Origin of the sequence: Acidovorax facilis, assembly GCF_050626955.1 — a bacterium.
GTDB classification, from domain to species: domain Bacteria; phylum Pseudomonadota; class Gammaproteobacteria; order Burkholderiales; family Burkholderiaceae_C; genus Acidovorax; species Acidovorax facilis.
Map to the genome: position 1 here is coordinate 290,080 of NZ_CP192460.1, position 13,334 is coordinate 303,413.

General features: G+C 62.9%; 11 protein-coding genes and 1 tRNA gene. 5 read left to right on the top strand and 7 right to left on the bottom strand.

Features of this window, described 5'->3' with window-relative positions; translation table 11 throughout:
• Positions 1–8: 8 nt before the first annotated feature.
• From miaB to ACQ4MJ_RS01345, 7 genes are all read right to left on the bottom strand, one after another.
• Complete coding sequence (gene miaB / locus ACQ4MJ_RS01315; RefSeq protein ID WP_306554604.1) at positions 9–1,352, bottom strand: tRNA (N6-isopentenyl adenosine(37)-C2)-methylthiotransferase MiaB; 1,344 nt, start codon at positions 1,350–1,352, stop codon at positions 9–11.
• Between the two features lie 106 nt (positions 1,353–1,458).
• The gene (locus tag ACQ4MJ_RS01320; RefSeq protein ID WP_431150636.1) at positions 1,459–1,911 is read right to left on the bottom strand and encodes a hypothetical protein; all 453 of its coding nucleotides are present in this window, start codon (positions 1,909–1,911) and stop codon (positions 1,459–1,461) included.
• A gap of 206 nt (positions 1,912–2,117) precedes the next feature.
• A tRNA-Met gene (locus tag ACQ4MJ_RS01325) sits at positions 2,118–2,194 on the bottom strand.
• A 25-nt stretch (positions 2,195–2,219) separates the two neighbouring features.
• Positions 2,220–2,999: an enoyl-CoA hydratase gene (locus ACQ4MJ_RS01330; RefSeq protein WP_176886979.1), complete on the bottom strand. Its 780-nt coding sequence runs from the start codon at positions 2,997–2,999 to the stop codon at positions 2,220–2,222.
• A gap of 115 nt (positions 3,000–3,114) precedes the next feature.
• A complete protein-coding gene (locus tag ACQ4MJ_RS01335) occupies positions 3,115–4,920 on the bottom strand; it encodes a M61 family metallopeptidase (RefSeq protein ID WP_431150633.1) in 1,806 nt (601 codons plus the stop codon).
• A 78-nt stretch (positions 4,921–4,998) separates the two neighbouring features.
• Positions 4,999–5,727 carry a DsbC family protein gene (locus tag ACQ4MJ_RS01340; protein WP_055393390.1) on the bottom strand — a complete coding sequence of 243 codons (729 nt, stop codon included), beginning with the start codon at positions 5,725–5,727 and terminating at the stop codon, positions 4,999–5,001.
• A gap of 53 nt (positions 5,728–5,780) precedes the next feature.
• On the bottom strand, positions 5,781–6,914 hold the full coding sequence (locus tag ACQ4MJ_RS01345) for an FAD-dependent monooxygenase (protein WP_431150631.1): 1,134 nt from the start codon (positions 6,912–6,914) through the stop codon (positions 5,781–5,783).
• A 90-nt stretch (positions 6,915–7,004) separates the two neighbouring features.
• Here ACQ4MJ_RS01345 and ACQ4MJ_RS01350 point away from each other — a divergent pair, with 90 nt between their 5' ends.
• The 5 genes from ACQ4MJ_RS01350 to ACQ4MJ_RS01370 all read left to right on the top strand — a co-directional run bounded on the left by ACQ4MJ_RS01350 (position 7,005) and on the right by ACQ4MJ_RS01370 (position 13,323).
• Positions 7,005–7,874, top strand: coding sequence for an MOSC domain-containing protein (locus tag ACQ4MJ_RS01350; RefSeq protein ID WP_431150629.1), 870 nt, complete (start codon positions 7,005–7,007; stop codon positions 7,872–7,874).
• A gap of 83 nt (positions 7,875–7,957) precedes the next feature.
• The gene (gene ychF, locus ACQ4MJ_RS01355) at positions 7,958–9,052 is read left to right on the top strand and encodes a redox-regulated ATPase YchF (protein WP_121421105.1); all 1,095 of its coding nucleotides are present in this window, start codon (positions 7,958–7,960) and stop codon (positions 9,050–9,052) included.
• 126 nt (positions 9,053–9,178) lie between these two features.
• The gene (rarD, locus tag ACQ4MJ_RS01360; protein WP_055393385.1) at positions 9,179–10,057 is read left to right on the top strand and encodes an EamA family transporter RarD; all 879 of its coding nucleotides are present in this window, start codon (positions 9,179–9,181) and stop codon (positions 10,055–10,057) included.
• Between the two features lie 294 nt (positions 10,058–10,351).
• Positions 10,352–11,545, top strand: coding sequence for a diguanylate cyclase (locus tag ACQ4MJ_RS01365; RefSeq protein ID WP_431150627.1), 1,194 nt, complete (start codon positions 10,352–10,354; stop codon positions 11,543–11,545).
• A 140-nt stretch (positions 11,546–11,685) separates the two neighbouring features.
• Positions 11,686–13,323 (top strand): AAA family ATPase, encoded by a 1,638-nt coding sequence (locus ACQ4MJ_RS01370; RefSeq protein ID WP_431150625.1) that lies wholly within the window; start codon positions 11,686–11,688, stop codon positions 13,321–13,323.
• The last annotated feature ends 11 nt before the right edge of the window (positions 13,324–13,334 follow it).

Consider the following 13,334-nt stretch of genomic DNA (forward strand, 5'->3'; position numbering starts at 1 on the left):
GGTGCGCGTCAGGCTGCGACTGCCGCCTCGCGGGTGAGCACTTCGCCGCGCAGCGTGTAGGCCTTGGCTTCGGTGATGGTGACATCCACCATCTGGCCTACCAGGCGTGACTGACCCACAAAGTTCACCACGCGGTTGCATTCGGTACGGCCCATCAGCTCGGTGGTATCGCGCTTGGAAGCGCCTTCCACCAGGATGCGCTGCACCGTGCCCACGCGGCTCTCGCTAATGGACTTGATGTTGGCGTTGATGACGCCTTGCAGGTGCTGCAGGCGGCGCAGCTTTACGTCGTGCGGCGTGTCGTCGTGCAGGCCTGCCGCTGGGGTGCCGGGGCGGGGGCTGAAGATGAAGCTGAAGCTGTTGTCAAAGTGGATGTCGTCAATCAACTTCATCATCTTGTTGAAGTCGTCTTCGGTCTCACCGGGGAAGCCCACGATGAAGTCGCTGCTCATGGCCAGGTCGGGGCGGATGGCGCGCAGCTTGCGCACCGTGCTCTTGTATTCCATGGCGGTGTAGCCGCGCTTCATGGCCATCAGGATGCGGTCGCTGCCGTGCTGCACGGGCAGGTGCAAGTGGCTGGCCAGCTTGGGCAGCTTGGCATAGGCCTCGATCAGCCGAGGGGTGAACTCATTGGGGTGGCTGGTGGTGTAGCGGATGCGCTCGATGCCCGGGATGTCGGACACATATTCGAGCAGCAGGGCAAAGTCGGCAATCTCGGCCGTGCCACCCATCTTGCCCAGATAGGCGTTCACGTTCTGGCCCAGCAGGGTGATTTCCTTCACGCCCTGGTCGGCCAGCCCTGCCACTTCCACCAGCACGTCGTCAAACGGGCGGCTCACCTCTTCGCCCCGGGTGTACGGAACCACGCAGTAGCTGCAGTATTTGCTGCAGCCTTCCATGATCGACACAAAGGCCGAGGCGCCCTCCACGCGCGCGGGCGGCAGGTGGTCGAACTTCTCGATCTCAGGAAAGCTGATGTCCACCTGCGGCTTGTCCAGGCGCTCGCGCTGGTTCAGCATCTCGGGCAGGCGGTGCAGGGTTTGGGGTCCAAACACCACGTCCACATAGGGGGCGCGCTTGATGATCTCGGCGCCTTCCTGGCTGGCCACGCAGCCACCCACGCCAATCTTCACGCCGCGTGCCTTCAGGTGCTTGATGCGGCCCAGGTCGCTGAAGACTTTCTCTTGCGCCTTTTCGCGCACCGAGCAGGTGTTGAAGAGGATGAGGTCGGCTTCGTCCACGTTCTGCGTGGGCTCGTAGCCCTGGGCAGCGTGGAGCACGTCGGCCATCTTGTCCGAGTCGTACTCGTTCATCTGGCAGCCGAAGGTTTTGATGAAGACTTTTTTGGCCATGGCAGGCTCTCTTGCAATCAGAAAGAAAAAGGGCGGAGCACCGCAGCGCACCGCAAACATTCAAGGACCGCGCCGAGGCGCAGGGCGCGGCTGATGGGTCAACGCATCACTTGCGGATGACGTCGTACTCGGTGCGGTAGTTGCGCTCGACCGTGTCGCTGCCCTTGCGTGGCTGCTCGGCTTCGCCCTGGGTCAGGATCCAGGCGGTGATCAGCATGCCGGTGCTGTTTTCGATGACGTAGTTCACCTTGTAGCTCTGCCCCAGCACCGTGTGCATCATGACCAGCGTGTTCTGAGGGCTCAGCAGGCGCATGCCGGGCGCCAGGCGGATGGTGCGGCCATTGAGCGTGGCCTCCGATGCCGTGTTGAGGGTCAGGGTGCCGCGCTGGGCCGCATCGGGAAAGGTCCGCATGCCGCCAAGCCCGGGCTGTACCTGGGCGGACACCGGCAGGGTGCCGCAGAGCAGGGCGCAGGCCACAGCCGCGATGAGCTTTCGCGCGGGGGCCGTCTGCGAAGTGAGGGAGAAAGCAGGAGAGGAAGTCGTGGTGCAGCGGTTCATGGTTTACATCCAGGGGCTGGAACAGCGATTCTAAAAGCGGGGCCAATCCCGCAGTTCTCAAAAATAATAGCTGCTCGCGCTTGGTTTTAAAGGATTTCCAGCGGTTTCCCATTAAAAACCAATGGTACCAAGCGTCGGCAGCTATGATTTTTGCGTGCGGCTGCCCAATAAAAAACCCACAGTGCGCATGCACTGTGGGTTGGATTTGGTGGTCGTAGGTGGACTTGAACCACCGACATCAGCATTATGAATGCTGCGCTCTAACCAACTGAGCTATACGACCGCAGTCCAAGATTATAGAACAAAAATTATTGGTGTGTGAAGTTCGCGGTGCGCTTGTTCATGAAAGCGTCCATGCCTTCCTTTTGGTCCTGGGTGGAGAACAGGGCGTGGAAGAGGCGGCGCTCGAACATCACACCGTCCGACAAGCTGCCTTCGAAGGCGCGGTTGACCGACTCCTTGGCCGCCATCACGGCGATCTGGGAGAAGCCTGCAATGATGATGGCGGCACCCAGTGCTTCGTCCATGAGCTTGTCGTAGGGCACCACGCGGCTGACCAGGCCGGAACGTTCGGCTTCCACCGCGTCCATCATGCGACCGGTCAGGGCCATGTCCATCGCCTTGGATTTGCCCACTGCGCGCGGCAGACGCTGCGTACCGCCTGCGCCGGGGATCACGCCCAGTTTGATTTCGGGTTGGCCGAATTTGGCGTTTTCAGCGGCGATGATGAAATCGCACATCATGGCCAACTCACAGCCACCGCCCAGCGCAAAACCGCTGACAGCGGCAATGACGGGCTTGCGGATGGAGCGGATCGCTTCCCAGTTGCGGGTGATGTAGTCGCCCTTGTAAGTGTCTGCGAAACTGTATTTCGCCATGGCGCCAATGTCGGCGCCTGCAGCAAACGCCTTTTCACTGCCCGTGACGATGATGCAGCCGATTTTTTCGTCCGCATCAAAGGCCTTCAGTGCCGCGCCCAGCTCATCCATGAGCTGGTCGTTCAGCGCGTTGAGCTGCTTGGGCCGGTTGAGCGTGACGATACCAACCTTGTCCGCCTCAATGCGAACCTCGATAGTTTCGTAAGACATGAAATCTCCTGGGTTTATAGGTAGTTATGAAAGCACGAACGAATATACCCAAGCATGCCCGAACCTATGCGCCGGTAGGTAGAACACCGTACCGCTCCGGTGTCATGTCCCTGGCTCAGTTCAACCAGCGCCCCAGGGCGGCAGCGTTGGCAATCGACAGGCTCACCGTGTCTGGCACCGTGGCGGTGGTGGTGCGGGAGGTCTTCTTAGGGGGTGTGGACGCACTGCGGGCCGACAGTTCGAGCGGCAACCGCAGCAGTCGGCCGTCCCGTGCCACCAGCGCTGTCAGGGATGTCTCGGTGCCAGCATAGAACGCCACGTCCTCCAGCTTGCTGATGCGCCACCCCTGGCCTTTCACATCGATGCCCAGCCACTCATCGCCAGCCGCCATGCCCGCCTTTTCCGCAGGGCCACCTCGCAGCACGGTCTTGATTTGCACGCTGTGGTTCTCTCCCACCCGCAGCCCCAGCCGCTGCGCCCATTGGGGGGGCTCCGCCTTGAGCAAAACGCCGTTGGCTTCCAGCAACTCTGCCAGCGGCAGTTCTGCGGTGCTGTGCACCCACCGCGCCAGTTCTGTATCGAAGGGCCGGTCGGACAGTTCTTTCAATACTGTCAGCAAATCGTCTTGCGACATCGGGCCGCCCTGGCACCGCAGCCACAGCGTGCGCATGACCTCATCCAGGCTGGTCTTGCCTTCGCGGCGCAGGGCCAGGTCCAGGCACAGGGCCACCAGCGAGCCCTTGGTGTAATAGCTGACCGTCGCGTTGGGGGTGTTTTCGTCCTGGCGGTAGTACTTGACCCAGGCGTCAAAGCTGGCTTGCGCCACGGTCTGCACGGCCCTGCCTGGTGTCTGGAGCACCTGGTTGATGGTTTTGGTGATGAGCTTCAGGTACGCCGCGTCGTCAATCAACCCTGCACGGCGCAGCAGCAAATCGTCGTAGTAACTGGTAAAGCCCTCGAAGAACCACAGCAGCTCCGTGTAGTTTTCGCGGTTGTAGTCGTATTGGGAAAAATCGGCGGGGCGCAGCCGCTTGACGTTCCACGCGTGGAAGTACTCGTGGCTGATCAGGCCCAGCAGTGTGGTGTATCCATCACCAGTGCGGGCCTCATCGACCCGTGGCAGGTCGCGCCGACCACAGATGAGCGCGGTGGAGTTGCGGTGCTCCAGCCCTCCGTAGCCGTCGCCCACGGCGTTGAGCATGAACAGGTAGCTCTTGAAAGGCGCCTTGCCTTCACCATGCCAGAAGCGGATTGCGGTCTCGCAGATCTTCTGGGTGTCTGCCAGCAGGCGCTTACCGTCAAAAGAGGGCGCGGCACCAGCCACCACAAAGCGGTGCGGAACGCCCCGGGCCGTGAAGCGGCCGGTCCAGAAGAGGCCCATTTCCACCGGGCAGTCAACCAGCTCGTCGTAGTTCGCCGCAGCGTAGAGACCAAAACCCTTCTTGTCTGTCTTGACGGGGGACAAGCCGGTGGCCACTGACCAGGTGGCCGTAGCAGGCGTGCTGGCAATATCGAGCGTGTGGCGCTGCGTTTCCTGGCCCTGCACGCGCAGGCACAGGCTGGTGCCGTTGAAAAACCCGCGCGATGCGTCCAGCCAGGCCGTGCGCACCGAGGTGTCGTAGGCGCAGACGGCGTAGGACAGCACAAGGGGCTTGTTGGGGCTGCATTCAGCTTGCCACCGATGCTTGTCCAGTTGCGTGAGCTTCACTTCCCGCGTGCCCTGGTGGGCTTTGAGCTCTTGCAGATTTTTGGAGAACTCCCGCACCAGATAGCTCCCCGGAATCCAGATCGGCAGCGAGACCTCTTGCTGCTCCGAAGGGTGGGGAATCGTCAGTGCAATGCGAAACAGATGACCGTGCAGGTCCGCTGGCTCAACGTGGTAGTGAATGGCGGCGGATTCTGGCTTGCGGGTTGAGGGCATGGGCAACTGCAGGTTCGGGCCTTGTGGTCAGATGGCGCGGCCCGTGGGAGCGGGGCCTGCGCGCATGCAAAACGCGTATTAGTTGGCGGCAGGGGTTTCGCTGCTGGCCTCGGCCAGGCGCTTTTCCACTTCCTTGGCGCCGATGGCTCCCGGCACGCGGGCGCCGTTGGCAAAAATCAGCGTAGGCGTTCCTGTGATCTTGTGCTTGCGGCCAAATGCCAGGTTGCGCTGCAAGGCGCTGGTATCGCAGCTCGCTGCAGGCACAGGCTTGTCCCGCACCATGAGATCCTGCCAGGCCGTCACCTGGTCTTTGGAGCACCAGATGTTGCGCGATTTTTCCGCAGAGTCGGGGCTGAGGATGGGGTACAGGAACAGGTACACCGTCACGTTGTCCACGTTCTGCAGGTCGCGTTCAAAACGCTTGCAGTAGCCGCAGTTGGGGTCCTCAAAAACGGCCAACTTGCGTTTCCCGTCGCCGCGCACAATGGTGAAGGCGTCTTTGAGGGGCAGTGCCGAGAACTCGACGGCTGTGAGCTTTGCAATGCGGTCTTCGGTCAGATTTCGGCGCACTTTCGTATCGATCAGTTCACCCTGGATCACATAGTTGCCCTTGGCGTCCGTGTAGAAAAGGTCCGTCCCGATGCGTACCTCGTAGAGGCCTTTCATGGGGGTGGGGCGCACCTCGTCAATCTTGTCCATTTGGGGAATGCGTTCAGCGAGCGCCTTGCGGATGTCCGCTTCTTGTGCGGTGGCGGCAAAGCCGGAGGCCAGTGCGGCGGCAGCGAGCAGGGTGGGAATCAGTTTCATGGTGTTCTCGTTAAAACGGTCTGGTGGCTTCCAGAGGGCAGCCACCGGTGTGGTCAGTAATTTCCCATGGCCTGGCGGGCCACGAAGTGCTTCAGCGGGCCGCTCAGTTCAAAGCCCTTCATTCCCCAGTTGCGCAGCGCCTGCAGCGGCCCTTCCTGGCGGGAGAAGAGTTGTTGCAGGCCATCCGTCGCCAATCCCATCGGCAGCAGGGCTGCCTTGCGCTCGCGCTCGTAGCCCCGCAGCAAACGTACATCAGCCACACTGCGCCAGTAGTCGCGCCCATGCAGTGCGCTGGCCAGGGCTTGGGCGTCTGCCAGTCCCAGGTTCAACCCCTGGCCTGCGAGCGGATGCACGTTGTGCGCCACGTCACCAGCCAGCACCCAGCTGCGCGGGTTTTTTCCGGTGGATGGCAAGCTGCCACACCAGCGGTCTGCTTTTGCAAGCTGCAGGGGCCAGGCTGCTCGTTCCGCACTGAGCGTCAGCGACCCCAGGGATTCCTGGCTGGCCATCTGGAGCTTCTGCGCGAATTCTTCAGGGGACAAGGCCATCAGCGGCGCGACCTGTTCCTGCAAGACGGACCAGACAACCGCCACGGAGTTCCCCTGCGGCCCGCCCAAAGGCAAAAAAGCCAGAATGCCGTCGGGCAAAAACCATTGCCGTGCCACCTGTTCGTGGGCGCGTTCACACTGCAATCGGGTGGCGATGGCGTGTTGCCCATACGGCGTCACCTGAAAACCCACACCAAACTCTTCGCGCGTGCTGCTGGCGCGGCCCTCGCACACCACGGTCAGGGCCGCCGGCACGGGGGCATCGACCATTTCCACCTGGGGCTGGTAGCGCAGAGCTTCGGCGAGGCGGGCCTCCAGGGCGGGCACGTCAACGATCCAGGCCAGGGCTTCCACCCCTTGGGTGGCCGCATCAAAATGCACGGCGCCATCCCGGTCTCCCTGTACCTGCATGGATCGCACGGCTGTGGCGTGCTCTGCATCGGGCCAGCTGCGAAGCGATTCCAGCAGTTTGCGCGATGCTGCGTTCAGCGCATAGGCCCGCACATCGGCGGTTGCGGGGGCCTTCGGGCCGGGTGCAGGTAGCAGGGCCACTTTCAGCCGTTCGCGGGCCAGCAGCAGTGCCAGCGTCTTGCCCACAATGCCGGTGCCGCGAATACAGATATCAAAGGTTTGGGCCATGGCGGCATTGTAGGAGCGGGCCTGGGCCCTTGGGCGCGGTGCAAAATCGGGCTCGCTGTCCAACTGGTCATTTTTGAGGAGCACCTTCGCGTGAGTTTCCACCCTGATTCCGATCTGTCGGGCACCATCGCGCGCCTGTTTGTCTATCCCGTCAAGTCGTGTGCCGGCATTGAAGTGCAGCAGGCCTTGCTCACCGATACGGGGCTCGATCTGGACCGTGCCTGGATGGTGGTAGACGCTGAGGGCATGTTTGTAACCCAGCGCACGCTGCCGCGCATGGCGCTGATTCGCCCGCAGCTCAAAGGCGATGAGATGGTGCTGCGTGCGCCTGGCATGCTGGCCTTGCATGTGGCCATCGATGCGGTCGAGGCGCCCGCCAAGGTGACCGTGTGGCGCGACACGGTGCCCGCATGGGACATGGGTGCCGTGGCGGCGCAGTGGTTTACGGACTTCCTCGGTCAGCCCTGCCGCCTTGTCCGTTTTGATCCTGAATACCGCCGCTTGTCCAGCATGGAATGGACGGGCGGTGTCGAGGCGCCGAACCAGTTTGCCGATGGTTTTCCGTTGTTGCTCGCCAGCCAGGCATCGATGGATGAGCTGAACGTGCGACTTCAGGCTGCAGGCCATGCCGCCGCTGGGATCGAGCGGTTTCGGCCCAATGTGGTCCTGGCCGGGGTGGACGCACACGACGAGGACCGAGTGGATCTGGTGCGTGTGGATGCGCAAGAGGGTGAAATCCACCTGCAGCCCGTCAAACCCTGTTCGCGGTGCCCAATTCCTGACATCGACCCCGCGACAGCCGAAAGCAACCCATCGGTGGGGGACACCCTGCGGACCTATCGGAAGGACCAACGGCTCGATGGCGCCATCACGTTCGGAATGAATGCCATCGTGCGCCAGGGGGCGGGCCAGATGCTGCGCGTGGGTCAGCGGGTGGCGGCCAATCTGCGCTTCGACTGACGGTGTGAACATGGCGTGAAAGGGTGATAGCTGGCTGGCCCGTAAAATCGGTGGTTTGTCTCCGAAATCCAGAAAGCCCTGCCATGAGCCTCCAATGCGGCATCGTGGGCTTGCCCAACGTCGGCAAGTCCACCCTTTTCAACGCGCTGACCAAGGCCGGCATCGCCGCCGAAAACTATCCGTTCTGCACCATTGAGCCCAACGTGGGCGTGGTGGAAGTGCCTGACCCCCGCCTGCAGCAGCTCGCCCAGATCATCTCGCCCGAGCGCATCGTGCCCGCCATTGTCGAGTTTGTGGACATCGCTGGTTTGGTGGCCGGTGCCAGCCAGGGTGAAGGCCTGGGCAACCAGTTCCTGGCCCACATCCGAGAAACCGACGCCATCGTGAACGTGGTGCGCTGCTTTGAAGACGACAACGTGATCCACGTGGCTGGCCGTGTGGACCCGATCTCGGACATCGAGGTGATCCAGACCGAGCTGTGCCTGGCCGACATGGGCACCGTCGAAAAGGCGCTCAATCGCTACACCAAGGCTGCCAAGTCGGGCAACGACAAGGATGCCGCCAAGCTGGTGGCGCTGCTCACGCGCATCCAGGCTGCGCTTAATGAAGGCAAGCCCGCCCGCTCGGTCGAGATCACCAAGGAAGAGCAGCCGCTGCTCAAGTCCTTGTGCCTGATCACAGCCAAGCCCGCGATGTTCGTGGGCAACGTGAGCGAAGACGGCTTTGAGAACAACCCTTTCCTCGACCGCCTCAAGGACTACGCTGCCAGCCAGAACGCCCCCGTGGTGGCCATCTGCGCCAAGATGGAAGCCGAGATGGCTGAAATGAGCGACGAAGACCGTGACATGTTCCTGGCCGAAATGGGTCAGACCGAGCCCGGCCTCGCACGCCTGATCCGCGGCGCCTTCAAGCTGCTGGGCCTGCAGACCTATTTCACTGCGGGTGTGAAGGAGGTGCGCGCGTGGACCATCCACATTGGTGACACGGCACCCCAGGCGGCTGGCGTGATCCACGGTGACTTCGAGCGCGGCTTCATCCGTGCGCAGACGATTGCCTTTGACGATTTCATCGCCTACAAGGGTGAGCAGGGCGCCAAGGATGCTGGCAAGATGCGCGCCGAAGGCAAGGAATACGTGGTCAAGGACGGCGACGTGCTGAACTTCCTGTTCAACGTCTAAAAATCACTGAAAACGCCATCGGGTCATGGCCCGGTGGCCCGCAATCCCTGCAGGGCCCCTGGCATGCAGGGATTTTTTACGACCGTTTGGCAGGGGGGCCACGCATCCCCCTGAGCATCGATTTCTATGAACACTGGAATCCTCTACGCCGCCCTGGCTTACATCGCCTGGGGCCTGTTCCCCCTGTACTTCAAGCAGGTGGCAGACGTGCCCTCGCTCGAAGTGGTGATGCACCGCACACTGTGGTCGCTGGTGTTTGTATTTGGCGTACTGATGGTGCGCAGACAATGGTCGTGGATGGGGACCGTGCTCCGTCAGCCCAAGGTGCTGGCGGCATTTGTGCTGTCTGCGATGCTGCTGTCGGGCAACTGGCTTACCTATGTGTGGGCGGTGCAAAACCAGCACGTGGTAGACGCCAGCCTGGGCTATTTCATCCTTCCACTGGTCAACGTCGCGCTGGGCTTTGTATTTCTGCGTGAGCGCCCTCGCTCGGGCCAATGGATGGCGGTGGCCGTGGCGGCCGCTGGCGTGCTGTGGCTGGCGGTGCAGGCTGGGCGCCTGCCTTGGATTGCACTGGTGCTGGCCTTGAGTTTTGGCTTCTATGGGTTGTTGCGCAAGGTTGCTGTGCTGGGCGCACTGGAGGGTCTCGCGCTGGAGACGCTGGTGCTCGCGCCGGTGGCCGCCGTTGTGCTGGGCTGGTGGGCGTGGCAAGGCCAGGGTGCGCTGGTGCAGGGCACGCCCGCCACCGTCGGCTGGCTGCTGCTTGCGGGCCCCATGACGGCAGTTCCGCTGCTGCTGTTTGCGGCGGGTGCGCGCCTGATCCCGATGTCCACCTTGGGCATCCTGCAGTACATCTCGCCCAGCCTGCAGTTTGCGCTGGGCGTGTGGTTGTTCCATGAACCGTTCGAGCCAGCGCGCCTGGTGGGGTTTGTCTTGATCTGGGCGGCGCTGCTGGTTTACAGCATGGAAGGCTGGTGGACGCGCCGGCGGGTTGTAGTGGCCTGAAGAAGGGCCGTGTTCTCCCCGCACCGCATGCGTGGAACCGGGGCTGGGAGTCTTTCCGATGGGGCTCGCGTCGCATTCATTGCACAGATTTGCTGCGCCGCTGGAGGTGCTACTGGAAAACACGGAGCGCGAGGGTGTCAGTTCTGCGTAAGATGCGCGGGCTCGTCTGCCGGGTGTTGGTGCCTGCAGTCTGCGCATTTCGGTGAAGCATCACCCGAACGAACCCTGGCTCAGGCCTGCCTCCACATGTTTTTTGGTCGCAAGAATCCGTTTTCGGCGACGGACGCCTTTCCCTTGTCCGACGCTGTCATGGAGTTCGATGACTCGTCTTCAGCCATGGTGCGCCCGGCCCGCCGCGCGCTGGATGGAATGGGGCCGCGTAGCGGGCGCACTGCGCGCGAAAAATGGTTGCTGGCCGCAGGGCTGATGGGGCTCTATGCGCTGGCGATGCTGGGGTTTTGTGCGCTGGGCATGGTGGACCTCCAGGTGCTCGCCGTGTTGGGCGTGCTGGTGGCGGTGGTCTGTGCGACCTTCTGGGGCATTTTCAACACGGGCTTGCACAAGAATGTGCGGCATCGGCACCTGAAGCTGGCCATGGTGGCTACAGCGCTCGCGTGCATGCTCGGCATTGTCTACCTGGCGCCCGTTACGCAAATCCTGTTGGCGCCATTCACCTTTGTGGCCGTGGCCTATGGCATTTTCACTGTGCCACGGCCCACCCTGCTGGCACTGGCGGCCTGCATGTTGTGCCTCTATGCCGGGGTGGTGGGGCTGCACTACCTGGAGCAGCAGAACAACGCCCTGCTGCGTCTGGAGGCATTGCATTGGGTGGCTCTGGCGGTCTCTTTGCCCGCCTTCATTGCCCTCATGGGCCGGGTGCAGCGCCTGTACCGCAGCCTCTACCATGCAAGCCGCAAGATCAAGAACATCCAGGAAGACGCCCAGCGCGATCCGCTGGTGGGATGCTTCAACCGCCGCTACGTGTTGGCCGCGCTGGAAGAGCAAAAACAGCTGGCCGACGAAAGTGGCATCCCGTTGTGCCTGGCCGTGCTGGACATTGACCACTTCAAGCGCATCAACGATGAGCTGGGACATCTGGGGGGCGACGAGGTGCTGCGCACCTTTGCGCGCATCGCGCAGCAGGGCGTGCGCGGGGGCGATGTGTTTGGCCGGTATGGGGGTGAAGAGTTTCTACTCATCTTCCCAGGCACTTCGTTGCTGCCTGCGCTCAATACCTGTGAGCGCATTCGCGCGCAGGTGGAAACCCATGCCTGGACCGGATTGCTCAAGGGCCGGGTGACGGTATCGGTCGGGGTGACGCAGTATGTGTTGGGGGAATCGGTGCTGGAGTTCTTCTCGCGGGCCGATACCGCCATGTACATGGCAAAGGAAGGCGGGCGCAACCAGGTGGTGGTCGAGGAGCCCGTTGCCAAAGGCGATTCGCAGCTGTCGGACTTGTCGATCTCCAGCAGCAACGCTTTCCTGTAGCTGCTGGCCGTTGTTTGTGCTGGCCGGGTTGACAAGCGGCCTTCGGTGTTCACACTGAACGCCTGTTTCCATCCCCCACGTTGGGTGGCATGGCTGCCTTTCGCGCTTGTGCGTTGGTGCCTTTCCCCCGCGTCCGTTCCATGCCCTCATCCACCGACCTGTCGGCCGAATTCGCCACCGCCCAGCAGCTTGTGCGTCTGCTGCAGCAACAACCGCAGGCTTTTCCCCACCCTGTAGAGCGCGTGGAATGTATCGAGACCCACATCTCCTGGGTGCTGCTTGCGGGTGACTTTGCCTACAAGCTCAAAAAACCCTTGCAGCTGGACTTTCTGGACTTCAGTACCCATGCCCTGCGGCACGCCGCCTGCGAGGAAGAGCTGCGCATCAATCGCCGCACGGCGCCGGGCCTGTACTTGGGCCTTGTAGGTTTGGTGGGTCAGGTGACTGCTGGGGCGGATGGCGCCCCCACCACGCTTCAGGTCGTGCCGTGGAAAGACGCTCTGCCAGGCGCCGAACCCGTCGTGTGGATGCGACGTTTTGCCCAGGACGCACTACTCGCCACTGCACTGGATGCGCATCGCGTGTTGCCTGCGCAGATCGACCAGCTGGCGTGCCATGTGGCGCAGTTCCACGACGCAGCTGCCATCGCTGCAAGCACCGACAGCTGGGGCACGGCGGCAGCGGTGCAAGCGCCAGTGGATGACTGTGTGGCGGCTCTGCGCGCACCCGTGGCAAGCGCGTTGCCCGGTCAGGGCCCCCTGCTAGCGCAGGTGGTCGGCTGGTGCCGGCACCAGGGGCGGACCCTGACCACCACATTCGAGGCACGGCGGGCAGCCGGTCGGGTGCGCGAATGCCATGGCGATTTGCATCTGGCCAACATTGCACTCATCGATGGCGAGGCCCAGCTGTTCGATGCCATCGAGTTCAACCCCGCCTTGCGCTGGATCGACTGTGTGGCCGATATCGCCTTTGTGGTGATGGACCTCGCGGCCCATGGCCGGGCCGATCTGGCCTGGCGGTTTTTGAACCGGTGGCTGGAGCACACGGGAGACTACGCGGGCCTGTCCGTTTTGCGGTACTACGGAGCCTACCGCGCGTTGGTGCGGGCGCGGGTTGCTGCCCTGCGGCTGAATCCAACCTGCGGTGATGGCAGTGCGCAGGCTGTGCAAGCCCTGGAGGAATATCTGGAACTGGCGGCGGGTTTTGCGGGGCAACGGCGTGCGCGCTGGCCGGTGGCGCGCCCTGCTGCGTTGTGGCTGGCCCATGGCTTTTCGGGGGCGGGCAAGAGCACCCATGCGCTGACCCTGGCGTGCCAGCGTGGATTGGTGCGCGTGCGGGCGGATGTGGAGCGCAAGCGCCTGTTCGGCCTGGCACCTAATGCTTCCAGCGACGGCGTACCTGGCGGCATCTACACCGCCGAGGCTACATTCCGCACGCACCAGCGGTTGGCGCAAGTGGCACGCGAGGTGCTGGTGGCAGGCTACTCCGTGATCGTGGATGCCACCTTGCTGGACCGCGATGCCCGCGCGCTTTTCCTGGCCCTGGCCGATTCTGTGCAAGTGCCCTGCCACATCCTGTCGTTCGAGGCCCCCTTGCCGGTGCTGCGCGAGCGTGTGCGCCAGCGCGCGCTGGCCGGAGCCGGTGCGTCAGAGGCGGATGTGGCCGTGCTGGACGCCCAGTGGGCCCGCGCCCACCCGCTGCAGTCCCACGAAGAGGCGATCACGCTGCACGTGGACACCACGGTGCCCGTGAACTGGGACCGTCTATTGCCGCCCTGATCCCGGTGCCT

What these genes read in the sequence shown, in the direction of transcription:
- miaB (WP_306554604.1), bottom strand. Translation starts at nt 1,352, where the DNA reads ATGGCCAAAAAAGTCTTCATCAAAACCTTCGGCTGCCAGATGAACGAG.
- ACQ4MJ_RS01320 (WP_431150636.1), bottom strand. Translation starts at nt 1,911, where the DNA reads ATGAACCGCTGCACCACGACTTCCTCTCCTGCTTTCTCCCTCACTTCG.
- ACQ4MJ_RS01330 (WP_176886979.1), bottom strand. Translation starts at nt 2,999, where the DNA reads ATGTCTTACGAAACTATCGAGGTTCGCATTGAGGCGGACAAGGTTGGT.
- ACQ4MJ_RS01335 (WP_431150633.1), bottom strand. Translation starts at nt 4,920, where the DNA reads ATGCCCTCAACCCGCAAGCCAGAATCCGCCGCCATTCACTACCACGTT.
- ACQ4MJ_RS01340 (WP_055393390.1), bottom strand. Translation starts at nt 5,727, where the DNA reads ATGAAACTGATTCCCACCCTGCTCGCTGCCGCCGCACTGGCCTCCGGC.
- ACQ4MJ_RS01345 (WP_431150631.1), bottom strand. Translation starts at nt 6,914, where the DNA reads ATGGCCCAAACCTTTGATATCTGTATTCGCGGCACCGGCATTGTGGGC.
- ychF (WP_121421105.1), top strand. Translation starts at nt 7,958, where the DNA reads ATGAGCCTCCAATGCGGCATCGTGGGCTTGCCCAACGTCGGCAAGTCC.
- rarD (WP_055393385.1), top strand. Translation starts at nt 9,179, where the DNA reads ATGAACACTGGAATCCTCTACGCCGCCCTGGCTTACATCGCCTGGGGC.
- ACQ4MJ_RS01370 (WP_431150625.1), top strand. Translation starts at nt 11,686, where the DNA reads ATGCCCTCATCCACCGACCTGTCGGCCGAATTCGCCACCGCCCAGCAG.